Origin of the sequence: Aetokthonos hydrillicola CCALA 1050, from assembly GCF_017591665.1 — a bacterium.
GTDB classification, from domain to species: domain Bacteria; phylum Cyanobacteriota; class Cyanobacteriia; order Cyanobacteriales; family Nostocaceae; genus Aetokthonos; species Aetokthonos hydrillicola.
Genome location: NZ_JAAKGC010000008.1, coordinates 115,327 through 134,402 on the forward strand (window position 1 = coordinate 115,327; position 19,076 = coordinate 134,402).

Sequence of the window (19,076 nt, forward strand, 5' to 3'; positions counted from 1 at the left end):
ACTGAAATTATGTAAATAATATTATTTTTTTTTAATGCTTGTAAAGTGTTTGTACTATTGACATTCATGCTTTTGTGCGGTATAAGACTACTATTTACCAGGGTATCGAAGCTAGTTAATCTGTAGACAATAAGCTTTCCAGTAAAGCATCGTCTCCCTATATATCTGTATTTGCACCTAAATTGTAAGTTTCGTCTTCAGCACAAAAGAGGATATTGACAATACATCTGCACTCCATCCAATTCTCTATCAACAGCAAGCTCGCGAGTGCAAAAGAATCAATCGCGATCACCATTGTGTTGAATTACAAGTTCAAGGACTAGAGAATAGAATCTAATTTTGTCCTCATCCTTAGCAAATAAACTATATAATTGACTTTACATTACTTTACATATGCCTGAAAGCTATGCTCACTGCAATCCTGTTTGACTTAGACGGAACTATAGTGAACACTGACCCAGTACACTACCAGGCTTGGCGAGAAATGCTGTTAAGCTATGGCATAGAAATTGACGAAATATTCTACAAAGCGAGAATTAGTGGGCGGCTGAACCCAGAAATTGTTAAAGATATCCTGCCACAATTATCACCAGAAGCAGGTGCTTTATTTGCAGATGAAAAAGAAGCTCTCTTCCGTGAAAAAGCATCGCACCTCAAACCACTAGAAGGATTTTCTGAACTTTTAGCATGGACAGACACGCATCATCTGAAACGTGCTTTAGTAACAAATGCACCTAGACTAAATGCTGAATTTATGCTTGAAGTTTTGAAGATAAAAGACGTCTTTGATGTCGTCGTTTTAGCAGAGGATTGCATCGCAGGTAAACCAGATCCTGCACCCTATGAGGCTGCTTTGCATAGGTTAGGTATAACAGCAGAACAGGCGATCGCTTTAGAAGACTCACCCTCTGGAATTCGTTCGGCTGTCAGTGCCAAACTCCGTACCATTGGCATTGCTTCCACCCACGATCCGCAAGTTCTACAGCAAAATGGGGCATTTATGGCTATTCCAGATTTTACAGATTTACAATTGTGGACATTTCTTAACTCTTTGTTAGAAGATTTAACCTCAACTACTCCTCTTCAAAGTTGTGAGTCTTAAACTTTAAGGTGCGACAATTTTCACTTACTGTACGAATCACATGGTCTGGGACTCCGTTAGGTAATTGCACCTGAACTTCCAAAGTAACTTTCACATCTGCATCTACTAAACTTGCTAAGTGTTGCAGAACTTCGTTGACTACAAGTCCAGCATCTCGTGTCACACGCACTGGATCTAAATCAACTGATCCATAAAACCGGCGCAGTTGCTTCTGTGGCGGTGTTGTAGGAGTTGAATTGCCTGGACTCGTTCCAGTATCCTTTGTAGTAGCAGTGCTGTTGCTATTGGTTGCTTCCTCTCCTCAATATGGTTCGTATTGCGCCAGATATAAGGGTCAAGGACTTCTTGGCGCAGAAGTGTGGCAGAATAGCTTAAGTGGCAGCCTTACTCTATAGTATATTTTAAAACTTAAGCAACAGCATAGCCTGTATGTTGCCTGACGTTAGGCGGGTGAAATCCTAAGACAATTTTATCTTTGGGAATACCTGCGGCTACTAATTCGTAAGTTACACCATCTTCTGTGTCATCCCGTTGCACCCAGATTTTGCCATCAATAATGTCAATATGAACTAAGCAGCCGTGAATTCGCTTGACACCATCCCAGCCTAGAGTTACTAGCATATAACTATCATTTTCACTATCAAACACTGCTTTACATTTAATATCGGCGTAGGAATACGGGATTTGTGTGTAGGGTACTAATACCTGTTTGATGATGTGTCGATAATTATCTAAGGTATCCATTGAATAATCCCCTCAGTTTCTGGATTGAAAACAAGTAACTTGAGATTTTCACTTTCTATTAAAAGTCTACCAATTGGTTCTTGAAACAAAGCTGTAAATACACTGTCACGCACTGCCAAATACAATGTTCTTTCAGGTGTTAGGCGTTGGATAACAGCACGATACATAACAAATCCGCCAATTGCATCTTTGAGATCCGCCATTTCTGAGGGACTGACAAAACTTTTAATTTCTACAGCACCAATTCACTTGCCAACGCTACAGCACCCCATAAAGGCGCGTCATCACCCAATGCAGCCGAAACAATTTCAAAATTCACTTCAGGTAAAGCAGTCTCTCGCGCCTTTTTCTTCACTACGTCCCACCAACCTTTGCCTGCTTTGGTTACACTACCACCCAGCACAAAGCGCTGGGGATTCATCAAGTTTGCTATATTCCCTATACCTACACCAAGCGATCGCGCAGATCTATACAAAAGTTCCACAGCCAAATCATCCCCAGCAGCAGCAGCTTCACTCACGACTTTCCCCGTAATCAAGTCTAAATTACTCCCCACCAAACCCCGCAACACCTCTCCTCTGTTTCCTTGCTGTTCCAGTTCCTCCCTTGCATCTTGCGCCATATATGGTCCAGAAGCCAACCTTTCGACGCATCCTCGCTTTCCACACAAACAAACTGGACCATTCGGATCTACAACCATGTGTCCAATCTCGCCAGCCATCCCTTCTGCACCTCGCCAAGGTTTACCATTAAGAATCCAACCACCCCCTACTCCAGTGCTAATGGTAATGTAAAACAAGCTATTGTATCCCTGACCCGCACCAAAACGATGTTCTCCTAAAGCAGCAACATTAGCATCGTTGTCTACACTAACAGGAACACCAAATTCCTCTGCCAACAAATCTCGTAAGGGAAGATTTTCCCACCCTGGAACATGATGAGATAATCGCACCTTCCCAGTCGTCGCGTCTACTGGTCCTCCAAAACTCACACCAATAGCAGATGGTTTTGCTTTTTCTAGGAGAGAATAAATGAGCGATCGCATAATTTCTAAATCAGTCTTAGCATTTGCATTTGTTGGCGATAAAGCACGCTCATAACCTACCCATTCCCTCGAACCTGCATGTGCGATCGCCGCTGCAAGCTTTGTTCCTCCAAAATCGAGCGCCAGTAATAATGTCATAAGATTTTTCAACTAAAATTTCACTATATATTTATCAAGATTTATGACACAAACAGTAGCAATTACAGAAGCGATTACCACTTTATCAGACGCAGAAAATCGATTCGGCTTAGTCCGTGTTGAATCCGAACAGTTTTTCACAGAGTGGAATGAAGGATTATTGTCTGAAATTACAGAAGCGGAAAAAGCTTCCGTCGATGTCTTGCGCCGACGGTATCTCTATCATCGTGCTGCTGGTGATTTATTAGAACAGCGTTTTGCAAATTCTCAAACATCTTGGTCAGGTCATCTGCGCCTTCGACAGGAATAAACTTTAACTCCCAATGCCCCATGCCCCATGCCCAATGCCCCATCAAGTTTTCCCCAGCATCTGCAAATTATGTAAAGTCGCAAATAATCCACCCTGCTGTAGGAGTTCTTCATGAGTTCCCTGTTCAATTAATTCCCCTTGCTTGAGAACAAAAATTCGATCTACATCGCGAATGGTAGACAAACGATGAGCGATGATAATAGCAGTACGTCCTACCAAAAGCTCATTCAAAGCTTTCTGAATTAAGGCTTCTGTACCTACATCTAAACTAGCTGTCGCTTCATCCAAGACCAAAATTTCTGGATCACGAATAGCTGCACGAGCAAAAGCTAAAAGTTGCTTTTGACCATGAGAAAGATTTGTACCCCTTTCCCTCAGTTGGGTGTCATAGGCTTGCGGCAGTTGTTCAATAAACTGAGCAACATTGGTTTTTTCTGCTGCTTCTTGAATTTCATCAAAGCTATAGCCATCTCCTAGGGTAATATTGCTTCTGACATTACCCGCAAATAAAAAGCCTTCTTGTAAAATGACTCCCATATAACGGCGCAGTTCTGCTTGGGGTAAGTCTCGGATATCTATTCCGTCTATTAGAATACGTCCTTTACTCGGTTCATATAAGCGACACAAAAGACGAATGATGGAACTTTTCCCCGCGCCTGTGGGACCAACTAAAGCAACTTTCTCTCCTGGTAAGATCGTGAAGTCGAGGTCTTTGATCACATAATCATCGTTTTTATATGCAAACCAGACGTGTTCAAAGCGAATTTCTCCCCGATTTGGGGAATTTGTAGTGCTAAGATCTGCATTATCTAGTTGCTCGCTAAATTCTAAAAATCCAGGAAGCTCATCGATATAGCCCAATGTAGTATCCAATATCGAGAATTCTGTATCGGTTCGATCCTTAATTTCTATTGGTTCATCTAAAATATCACTAACACGCTCAATGGCTGTAAAACCTGCCTGAATAGTCGTAAATTTTTCTGCAAATTGTCTTAGAGGGTCGAATAATCGCTGAGCATACAATACAAATGCAGATAATACCCCAAAAGTTAACTGTTTTTGTAAAAGTAAAAAACCCCCTGTCCATAGAACACCTGCAACAGCAATAAGAGCAATCCACTCTAATGTTGCGGACACTGCTGAATCATAAAAAATGGTCTCATCCATTTCTTGTATATAACGTGTATTGGTAGACCTAAACAATTCAGCATTAAATTTTTCTCGTCGGAACAATTGGACTACATTCATACCGACAATATTTTCTTGGAGTTGGGAATTAAGTACAGATAGTTCTTCTCTGGCTTTATAATTAGCCTTGCGGTATCGCTGCTGAAAGTAAACAATTAACCCAGTAACTGGTAATAGCATCACTAGTAGTAACAGTGCTAGTTTCCAATTCAGCGAAAGCATAAAACCAACTAGCACCACCATGGAAAACAAATCTGAGAAAATTCCAATCGCTCCTGTAGAAAATACATCTCCTAATACTTCCACATCACTAGTAAGTCTAGTAATTAATTTACCTACAGGTGTCTTGTCAAAAAAGCGAACGGCCAAAGATGTTACATGATCAAACAGATCTTGGCGAATTTCCGCAGTTATTTGCTGTCCTATTCTCTGTACCAAATAACCCTGCACACCTGTCAAAGTCAGTTGTACGGTTACTGTAATCAGCAACAACGTAACAATAATATCAAGACCTTCTATCAGTGGGCGATTCTTCAAAAATTCGTACGTGCTAGGTTCAGAGCGAATTAGAGAGATAGCCTGTCCAATTAGCATTGGTTGTACAGCGTTAGCTATTGCAATTGGCACAAGTAAAAAAATACCCAGCATTAACAGCCGTCTGCTACGACGGGCATAAGGCACTAAACGCAAAAATAACCGCCAGTCGTTTTCACGCCGACGGGATTTTCTGCCAAAATTCTTTAAAGATTTAGTAGCACTCATAACAGAGTATTATATGAAATTTTGACAAAAAAGTATACATACTCAATAAATATAGCCCAGTATCACAGACAAAGGTAATCTGTATCTGGTAGGAACAATCTGGTGATTTGGTCAGAATAAATTTAATTCAGAAGTAGCAGCGGGAGCAAGAGATTTTCATATTTAGGAGTAAAACTTGTTTCAATGTGTCTTTGTAACACAACTCCCGCGCTATCTGTAGCGATATTATGCAAGACAAGCTGCTAAGTCTGCATCTGGTTCGGTAATTGGCGCTAAATTATACTTCTGCGACAGAAGCTTAAAGACATTTGGTGAGATAAATGCTGGTAGCGTTGGTCCTAGGCGAATATCTTTTATTCCTAAGTGAAGTAAGGTGAGTAATATAGCGACGGCTTTCTGTTCGTACCAAGATAGAATCATTGATAGTGGCAACTGGTTTACATCAACCTCGAAGGCTTTTGCTAGGGCGATCGCAATTTGAATTGCTGAGTAAGCATCGTTACATTGGCCCATATCAAGCAAGCGCGGGATACCTCCAATATGACCCAAATCCTTGTCAAAGAATCGGAATTTACCGCAAGCAAGAGTTAAAACGATACAATCATTGGGAACTTTTTCCACTAATTCAGCATAATAATTACGATCAGGTTTTGCTCCATCACAGCCTCCAACCAAGAAGAAATGACGAATTTGTCCTCCTTTAACGGCTGCTATTATCTGGTCTGCTACACTCAAAACCGCGTTCCGTGCAAAACCTGTTGTTACTTGACGTGGTTCATTTTTTGCTACTTCATCTTCTGTAAATCCTCGCAGTTCTAAAGCTTTGCGAATTGCAGGAGTAAAATCAACGCTACCATCAACCCCGGTAGCCAAATAATTCAATCCTGGAAAGCCAACAGGACCAATACTAAATAACTTATCTTCATAGTTATCATGAGGTGGCATTAAGCAATTGGTTGTAATGATAATCGCACCAGGGAATTTCGCAAATTCCTTAGTTTGATTCTGCCAAGCTGTACCGTAGTGTCCGTAGAAATGTGGATAGATTTTTTTGAGAAGGGGATAACCATGAGCCGGTAGCAATTCCCCGTGTGTGTAAACTGTAATACCAGTATCGACAGTCTGTTTCAAGACAGCTTCAAGTTGGGGGATATCATGACCAGAAACAAGAATCGCTTTACCTGCTTTTGGGTGAAGGGCAACTTTTGTGGGAACAGGATGACCGTAAGTGTTAGTGTGCCCAGCGTCTAGAAGTTCCATAGTCCGCAGGTTAATTTCACCAACTTTCAGCGCTAAGCTTACCCAATCATCTAAACTCAAGTCTTGAGTGTCGAGCTTTGCTAAAGCTTCGTAACAGAATTGATAAACTCGTTCGTCCTCTTGCCCTAATTCTTGCGCATGGAATGCGTAGGAAGCTACTCCTTTGAGCCCGTACAGCACTGTTAGTTTGAGGGAAAATATATCAACGTTTTTTCCCGATTGACTAATGAATTTCAGAGTCAGGTCTTGGCCTTGTTCCGACAAGCTAGAATCGAAACAGGGTTCGTAGCAGGATAATTCTGACCAATTTTGTGATACGCCTGTTGCTTGCTCTATTTGGAGTTTTAGCTGCTCGCGATAGGCGATCGCGCGTCGAATATAATCGATAAAGCGCTTTTGGTCAAAGTTCACGTTAGTCATTGTGGCAAAGATTGCTTCGCAGTTAAACACATCGACTTCATGAGTGGAAATGCCAAACTCACGCGCGCGTAATGCTACAGGTGCAAGTCCTCGCAAGCAATAAATTAATAAATCTTGAACGCCGTTAACCTCTGGGCTTTTACCACAAGCACCCCATTGATGACATCCTTGACCACTGGCGGTTTGTTCACATTGTTCGCAAAACATATTGCGCATCTCCTCAAAATTGCCTGCGTTCATCATATGCAACCTGGCAGAGGATTGTCTTTGACTTAAGTCAAGAATTTGATAGTTTTAATACTTACGAAATATTACGATATGAAAAACTCTGTTAATAATCAATCAGAATTTGTGAATTTTCTTAACCAAACCCAAATGTTTCAAGGGTTATCACAAGAGCATCTTGGCAGGATCAGCGATATTGCGATCGCGCAACTTTATAACAAAGGAGATATGATTTTTCATCAGGGAGATGAAGCAAAGGGGTTCTTTGTTGTTAAATCAGGTAGAGTTAAGGTTTTTAAACAATCAGCAGATGGAAAAGAACAGATTTTGCACGTTTTTGGATTAGGCGACCATTTTGCAGAAGTCCCAGCTTTTGATGGTAAATGTTACCCTGCTTCAGCCGCAGGGATCGAGAAAACAGAGTTATTATTTTTTCCCCGCACCTCCTTTCTAGAATTACTAGAAAAGCAACCAACTTTGGCAGTTAATATGCTCAAAAGCTTTGCCCGCCATTTACGACGATTTTCTCACCTAATCGATAATCTCTCCTTACGAGAAGTTCCAGCCAGACTAGCAACTTATTTATTGAATTTAAGCGAACGGACAGGTAATTTGGAAACTGTAGAACTTGATTTAACCAAGGGACAGTTAGCAGCAATGTTAGGGACAATCCCTGAAACCCTATCGCGTGTTTTTTACAAACTCAGTCGTGACGGTTTGATTAAAATAGACGGCTCTAAAATTAGCCTCCTCAATCGGGAGGCTTTGAGTAAATTAGTTGATGGTGTTTGAACAATGATTCAAGGAATTAGCCATATTACAGGGTCAGTTATCAGTTATCATTTTGGCTGATAACTGATAACTGTTCACTGATAACTGTGTTTGGAAAGGTATCGCCTCCTATCCAATTCAGCCCAACATATATTCATCTAATACTGTTCGTTGTCTGAAAGGTAGTACAGTTCCGCCTTTGATGTGCCTTTCGAGCCAATCTTCTATGTCAGCTAATATTTCCTGATAATTGAGATCGTGATGAAGGGCGTGACAGCTTTCAGAGTATTCGTAACGCTCTTTATCTGGGAAACCAATCTTTTCAAAGAAAATACGACTACCTTCTGGAAGAGCCACCTGATCAGCTTCACCATGAAGAATCAAGATAGGTACTTGTAAATCATTTGCATGAGATTGAATCCAAGCGACTGTATCTAAAAACTCTGTTGCTAGACGAGCGCTACCTCTTGAATGCATATATCGATCTTGTCTCAAGGTTGCAAGCACGCTCTCCTCCCGTGAAACTCTCGAACGAGCAAAACTAGTATTGAGTGCGAAGCGTGGCATCACTTGTGAGAGTGTCCGCCCTAGAGTCAGTTGGACAGGCGAGATACCAATTTTTCCCAAGGGAGGAGCCATCGTAATCACACCCTGAATTCCAGTTGGGACTCGAAGAACGTAATCCAAAATAATCAATCCGCCTAAACTATGCCCTAAGAGAAAACGTGGACATCTATGTTCCTGTGCCTCAATCAGTTTGAGGAAGGCTCTTAAGTCTTCTCGAAATTCAGACCAACTTGTGATATGTCCTCGTTGCCCTTGTGAACGTCCATGTCCACGTAAATCCAATCCATAAACAGCATATCCAGCCCTAACAAGGTGCTTGAACACATTGCTAAACAAACCACTATGGCTACCTAACCCATGTAAAATCACTACGATTGCATCTGGTTTGCCAAATGGGTGCCAGCTTTGATAATAGAGGTCTAGTCCTCTAACTCCTTTGAGGCTTCCTTCTCGATGTTCCATTCTCAAGATGTCTTACCCTGTTATTTAATGCTTTAAAAGTAAAGTACGTTTAATGCATCGGATTATAGTATTTTATTTTTTTTAAGTAAAGAGTTTTTCAGGCCATAATTTTTTGGACAACTTTAGCAGAACTCATTCCTCTCTTCATACGCTAAGAACCGGAATCAGTTGAAATTTTTGATGAAATTTTCTATACTACTAAATATCGATCAATTCACAGTATTTTTGCTCAGTCCCGATCCCATAACAAAGCCCCTACTCTTAAACATAGGGATTTGCTAGTTTATCACTAAGCATCTTCGTCGAGAATAAACAACACAGGGAAAATTATGCCGAGATTCGATAGACCACAACCACCAGTTTTTGAGCGAGTTGAAGAAGAACGTCTCTACCGGAAACAACGTCTCGCTGCTGCATTTCGCCTGTTTGGTCGTTTTGGCTTTAGCGAAGGAATAGCAGGTCATATTACTGCTCGCGATCCAGAATTTACCGACCATTTTTGGGTAAATCCATTAGGAAAATACTTCGGTCATATCCGCGTTTCTGACCTGATTTTACTTAATAAAGAAGGTGAAGTTGTTAAGGGAGATGCTTCAGTCAATCGGGCAGCCTTTGCGATTCATTCCCAAGTTCATGAGGCGCGCCCCGATATAGTTGCAGCCGCTCATGCTCATTCCCTGCATGGTAAATCTTGGTCGAGTCTTGGTCGCTTGCTTGATCCGTTAACTCAAGATTCTTGTGCTTTTTATCAAGACCACGCCTTGTTTACAGAGTATAATGGTGTAGTTTTAGATACCTCAGAAGGTCAAAAAATAGGTGAAGCATTAGGTGATAAAAAAGCTGTCATCTTGCAAAATCACGGCTTTTTAACAGTAGGACAGACAGTAGATGAAGCTGCATGGTGGTATATCAGTTTTGAGCGATCGGCTCAAGCACAACTTTTAGCGGAAGCAGCAGGTAAACCTATTTCCATAAATCACGAAACAGCTACTTTAACCCGTAGCCAAGTAGGAACCCATTCAGCGGGGTGGTTTAGCTTTCAACCTCTGTACGACAGAATTGTGCGGGAAGAACCTGATTTGTTGGAATAGATTATTGCCCTCAGTCAGTTGGGAGGATGAGGAGGATATTGCTCTCCTCATATCTTGCACCTAGGCTGTCAGCCAGCCAGCCAGCGATTTAAATCGCTGGCTGATAGCTAAAGTCCTCTCAAGAGGACTGATAAAGGATTTCAGTCCATTTCAATGGACTTAAGCTATTAGCCCGGAACTTAAGTTCTGGGCGGGATATCGGGCTAATTTATATTCCTACCTGTATTCAGCAACGCCGTCGAATGAACACCACTGTGGTAAAATCGAACAGCTACAAGTATTGAAAAATTAAACATTTAAACTTGTAAATGAATCAATATCCTTTGTGTACTATAGTAATTTCATCCCAAGTACCACCAGATGAAATAGAGTCTTTAGAAACATCGCTGGAGCTAAGTTCGATAAAGTTACAAAAGTCACCAAGTCGGATCGTAGGTGCAGATGACATAGTTTTTGTGGCCACAGTATTAGGGGGGATAGCAGCAACAGCGGATTTAATAGATAAAAGTATCAAGGTGGCTAAGGCGCTGAATAATTGGCGGCGAAAAATGCGAGAAAAAGGGATAGAACCAAAAGGAAAGTTAGAACACCCAGATCGTTCCTTTATTGACTTAAGCACTGCTACTGATGAAGAAATAGAGCAATGGTTTTCTCAAAAGTAGCTGTAAAAGTTCCCATTAATCCAGGAGTAAAAGAAAGTACTGGACAAGATAATTCGTTCAGTAATCAAATCCTGATATTGTTTTCAGCCCCTCTACTCAATGAAGACTTATCGCCAGTAGAAACTTTATCAATACAGGAAGAAATTGATGCGATCGCTTCAGTATTAAACGATCTATCTCACCCGATAGCAGTGGAAATAGTGGTGAAAGTAGCGACATCAAGGACTCTACAAGATGTGTTGTCTAGTCGTGTCAAACCACTGATTATTCATTTTATTGGTCATGGAATGAGACACGAAGAGAGTACAGCCCTGGTGTTAGAAGATGATCTGGGAATGGCTCGTTGTTTTAGCGAAGAAGAACTAGCGATCGCCTTATCGAATCACAACCAACCACCCTGTCAATTAGCACTATTGAATGCTTGTCATTCAGAAAAGCTAGCTGAAGCGTTTGTAAAAGCAGAAGTATATCATGTAATTGCGGTTAACGCAGAAGATACAATTTTAGATCTTGCAGCCCGATGTTTTTCTCGCCGACTTTATCAAGCATTATTTAATCAAGATACAGTTGCTAATAGTTTTTTACAGAGTCGAAGTGCAGTTAAACTAGATGATAAATTAAGAAAACTGTTTAACTCCGTTACTTTTCAAAAGGGAGTTAATTTCGATGAAGCCTTCAAGTTTCGATTATTACCCCAAATTTCCCATGATCAATCGCTGATTATAGAGCCAGCAGATTCACACCAAGTTATCTATCCCCAGTGGTCAAATACTAATATTCGCCGTAACGATCCAAACTTTGTTGGACGTAAACAAGAAATACACCAAGTCATTAAAGTGCTGGTAGAGTCAGACAAACGTTGTATTGCTCTTCATGGAATGGGGGGAATAGGTAAAACTGCTTTAGCTTATGCTATTGGTCAGTGGTTACATGAGCGCGATCGCTATAAAGATGGAGTTTGGTTTATTAGTTTGCGCGATACTGATTCTGTAGGAACGCTTATTGTCAAAGTTAAACAGACTCTTGAATTAAGTAGTTTCTCCTTAGAGAGAGAGTTAAAGAATCGTCGAGTGTTTTTGATTCTCGATGATTTAGATAAATTGATCGAGAAAGAACCCAGTGATCTAACTGAACTTTTGAACTCGCTTTTGGAACAGAGTCCTCATTTAAGGTTGTTGTTAACTTCTCGTGATTCTGTAGTAAGGGATATTGTTTATTGTCATCAAGAAGAAGTTTGCAGCATGGGAGCATCAGAAACAAAAGAGATATTTAGAAAGTATGCTCCATCACAAGAACAATGGGGAGACAATGATGATTTGTTCTTAGATTTTCGGCTTTTAGTAAAGTTTCTAGATGGCTATCCCTTACCCATTAGACTAGCAGCATCTTATATGGCAGAAACTCAATATACTCTTAAAATGCTGCGGGAAGAATTGGTCAGTGAACCGATGGAAGTTCTAGATAGCTATTCTCCTGAAAAAAGAAAAGAAAGGAGTCTGCGTATAACGTTAGAACTCTCTTTTGATAAATTATCAGTAGAAGCTCAAGATATATTTCCTTTGTTGGCGTTCTTTCCCAGTGGGTTGAGTCTGGATTTAGCTAAAGCTATTTGGGGTAGAAATGGAAATAAGGCTTTGATGGAATTGTTCAAGTTTTCAATGGCAGAAAAGTCTTCAACTGCAACTGATTGGAGAGTCACTTTACCTGAACCTGCGCGTAGTTATGCAGAAAGTAAATTGCAAAAAGGAAGAGGACTTGACTATCTTGCTCCTCAAGTTTTAGAGTTTTATTATGACAGTTTTTGTGACAGAGTTCTTAAACTTTTTGGTAATCGAGATGAGAAGAAGGCGCAGCAGTTGCTTCTGCAAGAAAACTCAAATTTGATTTTATTTCTTGTATGGGGCTATGAATATGAAAATAATTCAAATAAAATCTGTTACAGTGCTGGAATAACAGCTTCGTTAAGTCCTTATTGGCGTTGGATTGAACCGAACAAAGATCCAAGAGCTAGATTAGATCAGGCTTTAGCCGCAGCCCAAAGAAATCAGGATGGAGAGGGAGAAGATTTAGTTAGAAATGTTATAGATGCTTTTTCTGCTAAAGAAGAATTTAAAGATGTTCAATCTTTGGGACTTCAAAGTGATTTACTAAACTCCTTTGAGTTTGAAACCGTCACCGTCAACCGTCGCGGCGAAATTATCGAACGAGAAATCAAACAAGCCCAATGCTTTAACGAAGACTTGGGTGAGGGGATTACCTTAGAAATGGTAGCCATCCCCAGTGGAAAATTCCTGATGGGTTCACCCGAAGGGGAAGGATACGATTCTGAAAAACCTCAGCATGAAGTAACGATTCAAGCCTTCTATATGGGGAAATACCAAATTACCCAAGGACAATGGAGGGTAGTGGCTGCATTACCCAAAATTAACCGTGACTTAGAACTCGAACCCTCGTACTTTAAAGGAAAAAATTTACCAGTTGAACAAGTTTCGTGGTATGAAGCAGTAGAGTTCTGCGATCGCCTCTCTCGTTTAACAGGCAAGCCCTACTGTTTACCGAGTGAAGCAGAATGGGAATATGCCTGTCGTGCTGGTACGACAACTCCATTCCACTTTGGCGAGACTATCACATCAGATTTAGCAAATTACAATGCTGGATACACTTACGCTGATGTTCCTAAAGGTGAGTACAGGAATAAAACAATACCAGTAGGTAAATTGGGTCTAGCAAATGCCTTCGGTTTGTTTGATATGCACGGCAACGTCTGGGAATGGTGTGCAGATCCATGGCATGGCAATTATGAGGGAGCGCCGATAGATGGTAATCCTTGGCTAATTGATAATAATTCTCAATACCGACTGCTGCGTGGTGGTTCGTGGGACCTCATTCCGAGGTTCTGTCGTTCGGCGTATCGCTTCGGGTTCGCGCGCGTCGACTGGAACTACTTCGGTGTGGGTTTTCGCGTGGTTGTGGTTGGTGCAGCCAGGACTTATTAGCCCTTTGCACTTTTGCCCTTCTGCTCTCTGCGCTTCTTCTCTTTGCCCTTGGGAAGTGTAGCGGAGCGGAACGATCAATTTTTTTTACAGATTTATCAGGTAACTCTGTTCCTAATAACCATAACATATAAATTCGAGCATGTAAATCCTATACCAAAGTTTTCTGATTAATGCAGGAAGTTCGCCGTTTGGCACAGGTGAATCAGGTTCCCTTGGAACAATGGTTGATTACCGTGATCGAACGGCATGTAGCAGCCGAGCGATCTCTCAGTCACTTATGGAAAGCAGCACAAGCCGCTGATTATGATCGCTTTGATCAAATTTTGGCAAGAGTGCCTGATGTCAATCCCATCCTGGGAGCTAAATTGTAGCTAGCAGGCTCCTAGAGTTCATCATGTCAAGGAATGAAGATAAAGAATTACATTTTTTATCCTAACCCACACACTACACTCTTTAATCTTCATGTGGTTGGAATTCCTCCTTTCCTGCTCCACATATTGGACAAACCCAATCCTCTGGGATGTTTTCAAAAGCTGTTCCTGGTTCTACGCCACCTTCTGGATCGCCGTCTTCTGGGTTATACACATGTCCACAGATGCCGCATAGGTATTCTTGCATGTTCTTTTGCTACCTTATATTGTTTGCCTTACCTCATATTCTCACGCTTAATCAACATTCTGATCCAACCAGAAAATTTATATAGTTGGTGGGCAATGCCCACCCTCCGAACTGCAAAGGGCTATAGTTTTTTCATGAACTACTTATAAGAGGAACACCTAACCATCCAGCAAAGTTTTCTTGCTGCGTAGAATTAGGATTAGGAATTGGTATGAGTTGATACCTATTAGGGCGTGAATGAGTTAAGGTGACAGGATAGGTACGCAGTTCGTCTTGATGGAAAACTGTAATTTGAATAGTGTCATTTGGTTGGTAATCTTTAAGGCGATCGCTTAATTGACTCGCCGTCACTTTTATGCCATCTATTGCCAACAGTTCATCACCAGGATCAATTCCTGCTAGTTGAGCAGGCGAACCTGCTTCAACAAACTTAATTAAATCCCTTCCATTGTCAGCAGTTACCCTGACTCCGAGGAAAGGTTCCTCATCACTATCCGCTTCTAGCCGTAAGCCAAAAGGTTCTAAGTAGTCGTTAAAAGGCAATTCCTCAGTACCGTCAATATAACGGGCAAAGAAATCAGATAAATCTATTCTCGCGACAGATTCAATAACTTGCTGCAATTGTTCTGGGGTGTAGCCAATTTCTGGTTTGCCAAATTTTTGCCACATAAGGAGCATGACATCGTCAAGCGATCGCTGGTTTCTATGGAGTGACCGAATTAACAAATCCAGCATCAAAGATACCATTTCGCCTTTTAAATAGTAAGAAATTTGGGAATTACCACTATTAGCGTCTTGACGATACAGCTTGATCCAAGCATCAAAACTTGACTCAGAAACGCTTTGTACGTGGCGTCCTGGTGTATTAAGAAACCTAGTGATTTCTTTGCTACAATTGCTTAAGAATGTCTTAAGATCATACACCCCTGCGCGTAAGGGAATTAGTAAATCGTAGTAACTCGTTGTTCCCTCACAAAACCATAGGGATGGTGTGTAATTTTCGCCGTCGTAATCAAAAACTTCCAGTGCTTTAGGGCGAATGCGCTTAACGTTCCACAAGTGAAAGAACTCGTGTGCGACCAATTGCATAAAACGATCATACTTGTCGCGATCGCGAAATCCGAATCGCTGATAAATTAACGAGCAACAGTTCTTATGCTCCAACCCTCCATAAGATTGGGAAGCTAGATGTAGCAAAAACACGTATCGTTGATATGGCAAACCACCGAACATCTGTGCTTCGACGGTGATCATTTTCTTAAAATCAGCAATCATCTGCTGTACTGAGAAATTGCCTTGTCCCCAGACTGCCAATTCATGAGGTTTTCCTAGTACCTCAAAGTGGTAGATTTGGTGAGTGCCAATTTCAAAAGGACTATCTACAAGGGTATCGAAATCGCAAGCATAGAAAGTGTTCGTTTGTCCGGTAACTGAGGGTAATGCAGTTGTTACCTGCCACTGTGTATATGGCGGTATAATAGTCACCTGGATTGATTGATTTTCCCAGCCTGGTAGTCTAAAAAACAATGCTGCTCCATTAAAATAACCGTGTTTTGCATCCAAGTGATTTGTCCGTACAGATAAATCATTTGCAAAAATGCGGTATCTTACGCTTATGTCTTTTAAGCCCCTTGTTTCTACCTGCCAGTGATTCTTGTTAATTTTTTGCCAAGCTAAGGGCTTTTCTCCTGAGAAAGCGCCAAAATCCTGTAAATGTTTAGAGTATTCACGCACTAAGTACGAACCTGGAGTCCACACCGGTAGTTTCAAATCAAGAGTTGGTAATGGGAAGCCTTTTAGGCATAAGGTTACCTCAAACAGGTGCGTTTCTGGTTGAGGCATTGCCACTTGGTAGTGAATTGTTGGTAAGCTTTCCTCAATAGTGATATTGGGGCGAAGTGCAGCTGCTTCAGTCATTTGTATTTATGAGTCTAAATTTTTGAGTTATTAGTCAATAGCAAGATATGGGTTAAACCCGCACTCGGCAAACAAGATATCTTTTTAAACCCGCCTGTACATTGTTCAATAGTCGAAATAGTTACAATATCACTAATTATGGACTACTGCCGACTACGGACGCTGTTAGACTTTGCCAGCCAAATTTATTAACTGTTTAAAGTTAATCAGATAAACTACCTGATTTATACTGTCAATTTTAATCCAACCTTTCTCCTGTAGCTTTTCCATAATTTTGGTAGTTTCTTCGACACCAATTTCTGTAACATCTGCTAGATCTTTGTAGGGAATCTGAAAAATTTCCTTTCCCGTGTCTGATTCTTGACCATAGTTTTCAGCTAAATTAACTAAAGTATGGGCAAGTTTAACGGCTGGAGGTGAAGACCTAATTTGCAAGCGCATATTAACATGTCGCAATCTCCGCACCATCAGTTGGAGCATTCGGTGATGTAGCTGCGGATCTTTGAACAATATTTGAATCAAGCTTTCTCTGGAAATACTTAGTAACTTAACGGGCGAGAGAGCAATGACATCTGTTGAGCGAGGAGACTCATCTAAAATCGCCATTTCTCCAAAAAAATCGCCACGACCTAGAATTGCCAAGGCGATAGAATCTTCACCGACAGTGCGTCGAACTTTAACCCAGCCAGAAACAACGAAGTAAAGTGCGTTACCCCAAGCGTCTTCCATCAAAACGGCTCGTCCAGCTGGGGATTCATGTTCAATTGCAACAGAAAGCAGCCATTCCACAGTTTGGGGGCTGGCTGTACTCATTAACGGGAAAAGTCCACTAAAAGCGTCAATCTGCATGAAATATTTGCAAAAAATGAATCAGGAGCAAAAATAATGGGTTTGTTACTATACTTGCTAGGATAGCTTTGATAAATAGATTTTAGTTATTATCCGACCATTTGTTGTGGTATATATTTTTCTGTTGTGTGTCTTACTGTCCCGTAGAGCCTATACGGTTGGGTTAAGCCGTAAAGGAAAAAGGGAAAAGGTTAAAATTTAACCTTTCCCCTTTTTCCAGGCTGAAACAGAGGTCAAGAGTGCTGATCCAAACCAGATTATTCTTGAGTTCTGAGTGATTGGGCGATCAGGTAGATTTTACTCCACTCACCGAGAACCTGATGGGTTTTCAGTTTTAACTGTTGAGCAATCTCGTCAAATCCATGATCTGCTTTGCGCAACTCTAAAATCTGCTGTTGGGTAGCCGTCAATTTTTCTATCATCACAACAAATAGTTTCTCAGTGAGTCCAAAATTGTGTTCCTTTGCAGAAATTGACAGCCAGTTCTCCACGAGTTCTGGTTCACCTTTAAGACTAAACACACGTACAGCGTGGTAGCTAATTTTTTCTCGTAACCGATAGACTTCCTTCGTCGGCTTATTTAATTTTTTGGCGATTTCATCTTGAGACTTCCCTTGTAAGTAGAGTTTTAGCCAGTACACTGCTTCTTCACCTAAATTTTCGCGCAAATAATTTTCAAACTCTTGTTTGACCATTTGGCGCAGTGCCTGTTGCTCTGACTGTTCTTGTGCTTCTTGATACTCAGCAACCACCTGGCTGTCCATGAGGTTGACCCGATTGTCACTATCATCCGTAAGAACTTCTTCCGAGACTAGCCTCACTGAGTCACTAGCTGGAACCTGGGTTAAGCCACCTCGTTGAGTACGACGCAGATAATTAACAAACCGATATACTAATAAAGGTTGATTGCGTACTGGTCGCAAACAATACTCTTCTAATGCAGCGAAAAGTAAAGAATTCTGTAGTCGTACATCATCTGTTAGTTCTGCTACGGAAGCCATTTGCTGTTGTATGTAGCTATCGCTTTGCAGTAACTCTTGTAAGACTTCTTGTAAAACATCCAATACAGTTCGTTGGCGATCGCGACTTAAGGATACCCAAGTTCTAATTTTATTTCGCAACGTCACTAAACTTGCTAGTCGATTGATCAGGTTGCGATAAGCACGTTCGCGCCCTAAACCCAAGTATCTTTGAATTAAAATCCGATAGCGATATTCCATCGCTTGCTTGGCTATATCCAATTCCTTGGGGTTGAGCATGTCAAAACGTTTTGAGTCGCTTCCCATAAGCCAGCGAATGATACTTTGTCTGGAAGCCTCACTTTGTTGTGGGCATTCCACTTCTAACCGCTGTTGCCAATATTGCTCCAGTTTTTCCACCTCTGGTGCCATGGTGAGATTGCACTCCTCGAAACTCTGTTTTGAAGTTTTCATGACAACCCCTGTTTCTCCCGCTCAACATTTTCAATGGCAGTTGCCCCTAGAATGATGTCCATAACGACATCTGGTGTGATTCTACTCTTATTAGATTTTCGCTCAAGGAACTTATGCAGTAGTTTCTATGTTTTTTCCTAACTTTGAGACCAAACGTACCTTGAATCTAAGCTTGAATCAGCAATTTTTTCAACTACGAGATCTCCCAGCCTAGATTACGTGGAAATACATGTTAACTACTCTTGGGATTTGGGAAAGTTGACATTTTGCACCTGATAATATATCCATTCACCTTAATCTTGACGCTGTTTTGTCCATATAAGTTTCACTCCTGTAGAGTCTTTCTTCAGAAGTTTAGCGCTATATTTATTTTTTTATACAGGTGATTTTCAGGTAAGGCAATTATGCTGCAGGTAGAGGGCAGAGGATTAATGAAGTTGATACGATACATTCTAGCTTTCTCGCTTTGACAAGAACGAAAAAGGTACAAGCCCCTAAAATTATTTATGGCGTTCT

The 19,076-nt window shown here is 41.1% G+C and carries 18 protein-coding genes; 7 read left to right on the top strand and 11 right to left on the bottom strand.

Annotation, left to right across the window (positions count from 1 at the left end; genetic code table 11):
* The first annotated feature begins 406 nt into the window (after window positions 1–406).
* A complete protein-coding gene (locus G4P69_RS06260; RefSeq protein ID WP_208345309.1) occupies window positions 407–1,102 on the top strand; it encodes an HAD family hydrolase in 696 nt (231 codons plus the stop codon).
* On the opposite strand, the gene G4P69_RS06265 is transcribed toward G4P69_RS06260, so the two are convergent.
* The 4 genes from G4P69_RS06265 to G4P69_RS06280 form a co-directional block, all read right to left on the bottom strand.
* The gene (locus G4P69_RS06265; protein WP_208345310.1) at window positions 1,074–1,271 is read right to left on the bottom strand and encodes a hypothetical protein; all 198 of its coding nucleotides are present in this window, start codon (window positions 1,269–1,271) and stop codon (window positions 1,074–1,076) included. The genes G4P69_RS06260 and G4P69_RS06265 overlap by 29 nt on opposite strands.
* A gap of 239 nt (window positions 1,272–1,510) precedes the next feature.
* A complete protein-coding gene (locus tag G4P69_RS06270) occupies window positions 1,511–1,846 on the bottom strand; it encodes a XisI protein (protein ID WP_208345311.1) in 336 nt (111 codons plus the stop codon).
* Window positions 1,834–2,049, bottom strand: coding sequence for an element excision factor XisH family protein (locus G4P69_RS06275; RefSeq protein WP_243902692.1), 216 nt, complete (start codon window positions 2,047–2,049; stop codon window positions 1,834–1,836). Before G4P69_RS06275 ends, G4P69_RS06270 begins: the two co-directional genes overlap by 13 nt.
* 29 nt (window positions 2,050–2,078) lie before the next feature.
* A complete protein-coding gene (locus G4P69_RS06280) occupies window positions 2,079–3,029 on the bottom strand; it encodes an ROK family protein (RefSeq protein ID WP_208345312.1) in 951 nt (316 codons plus the stop codon).
* 43 nt (window positions 3,030–3,072) lie between these two features.
* Here G4P69_RS06280 and G4P69_RS06285 point away from each other — a divergent pair, with 43 nt between their 5' ends.
* Window positions 3,073–3,339, top strand: a complete 267-nt coding sequence (locus tag G4P69_RS06285) for a hypothetical protein (RefSeq protein ID WP_310833515.1) — start codon at window positions 3,073–3,075, stop codon at window positions 3,337–3,339.
* Window positions 3,340–3,381: 42 nt separating this feature from the next.
* Here G4P69_RS06285 and G4P69_RS06290 read toward each other — a convergent pair whose 3' ends face one another.
* Together G4P69_RS06290 and hcp are read right to left on the bottom strand one after the other, a co-directional pair.
* The gene (locus G4P69_RS06290) at window positions 3,382–5,289 is read right to left on the bottom strand and encodes an ABC transporter ATP-binding protein (RefSeq protein WP_208344535.1); all 1,908 of its coding nucleotides are present in this window, start codon (window positions 5,287–5,289) and stop codon (window positions 3,382–3,384) included.
* Between the two features lie 225 nt (window positions 5,290–5,514).
* Entirely contained in the window at window positions 5,515–7,176 is a 1,662-nt protein-coding gene (gene hcp, locus G4P69_RS06295; protein WP_208344536.1) for a hydroxylamine reductase, read from the bottom strand.
* 111 nt (window positions 7,177–7,287) lie between these two features.
* On the opposite strand from hcp, the gene G4P69_RS06300 reads away from it, so the two are divergent.
* A complete protein-coding gene (locus tag G4P69_RS06300; RefSeq protein ID WP_208344537.1) occupies window positions 7,288–7,986 on the top strand; it encodes a Crp/Fnr family transcriptional regulator in 699 nt (232 codons plus the stop codon).
* Window positions 7,987–8,103: 117 nt separating this feature from the next.
* Here the strand turns inward: G4P69_RS06300 and G4P69_RS06305 are convergent, their stop codons facing one another.
* Window positions 8,104–8,994, bottom strand: coding sequence for an alpha/beta hydrolase (locus G4P69_RS06305; protein ID WP_208344538.1), 891 nt, complete (start codon window positions 8,992–8,994; stop codon window positions 8,104–8,106).
* Window positions 8,995–9,323: 329 nt separating this feature from the next.
* Between G4P69_RS06305 and G4P69_RS06310 the strand changes: the two genes are divergently transcribed.
* The 4 genes from G4P69_RS06310 to G4P69_RS06325 all read left to right on the top strand — a co-directional run bounded on the left by G4P69_RS06310 (window position 9,324) and on the right by G4P69_RS06325 (window position 14,114).
* Window positions 9,324–10,085 (top strand): class II aldolase/adducin family protein, encoded by a 762-nt coding sequence (locus G4P69_RS06310; protein ID WP_208344539.1) that lies wholly within the window; start codon window positions 9,324–9,326, stop codon window positions 10,083–10,085.
* Between the two features lie 308 nt (window positions 10,086–10,393).
* Window positions 10,394–10,747, top strand: a complete 354-nt coding sequence (locus tag G4P69_RS06315) for a hypothetical protein (protein WP_208344540.1) — start codon at window positions 10,394–10,396, stop codon at window positions 10,745–10,747.
* Window positions 10,729–13,743 (top strand): SUMF1/EgtB/PvdO family nonheme iron enzyme, encoded by a 3,015-nt coding sequence (locus G4P69_RS06320; RefSeq protein ID WP_208344541.1) that lies wholly within the window; start codon window positions 10,729–10,731, stop codon window positions 13,741–13,743. The genes G4P69_RS06315 and G4P69_RS06320 overlap by 19 nt, the downstream gene beginning before the upstream one ends.
* A 170-nt stretch (window positions 13,744–13,913) precedes the next feature.
* Window positions 13,914–14,114, top strand: a complete 201-nt coding sequence (locus G4P69_RS06325) for a CopG family transcriptional regulator (protein WP_208344542.1) — start codon at window positions 13,914–13,916, stop codon at window positions 14,112–14,114.
* 82 nt (window positions 14,115–14,196) lie between these two features.
* Here the strand turns inward: G4P69_RS06325 and rd are convergent, their stop codons facing one another.
* The 4 genes from rd to G4P69_RS06345 form a co-directional block, all read right to left on the bottom strand.
* Complete coding sequence (rd, locus tag G4P69_RS06330; protein WP_208348775.1) at window positions 14,197–14,361, bottom strand: rubredoxin; 165 nt, start codon at window positions 14,359–14,361, stop codon at window positions 14,197–14,199.
* Between the two features lie 132 nt (window positions 14,362–14,493).
* Entirely contained in the window at window positions 14,494–16,278 is a 1,785-nt protein-coding gene (locus G4P69_RS06335; protein ID WP_208346100.1) for a M61 family metallopeptidase, read from the bottom strand.
* Window positions 16,279–16,443: 165 nt separating this feature from the next.
* A complete protein-coding gene (locus G4P69_RS06340; protein ID WP_208348777.1) occupies window positions 16,444–17,127 on the bottom strand; it encodes a Crp/Fnr family transcriptional regulator in 684 nt (227 codons plus the stop codon).
* Window positions 17,128–17,384: 257 nt separating this feature from the next.
* Window positions 17,385–18,560, bottom strand: a complete 1,176-nt coding sequence (locus tag G4P69_RS06345) for a HetZ-related protein 2 (protein ID WP_208344543.1) — start codon at window positions 18,558–18,560, stop codon at window positions 17,385–17,387.
* Between the last annotated feature and the right edge of the window lie 516 nt (window positions 18,561–19,076).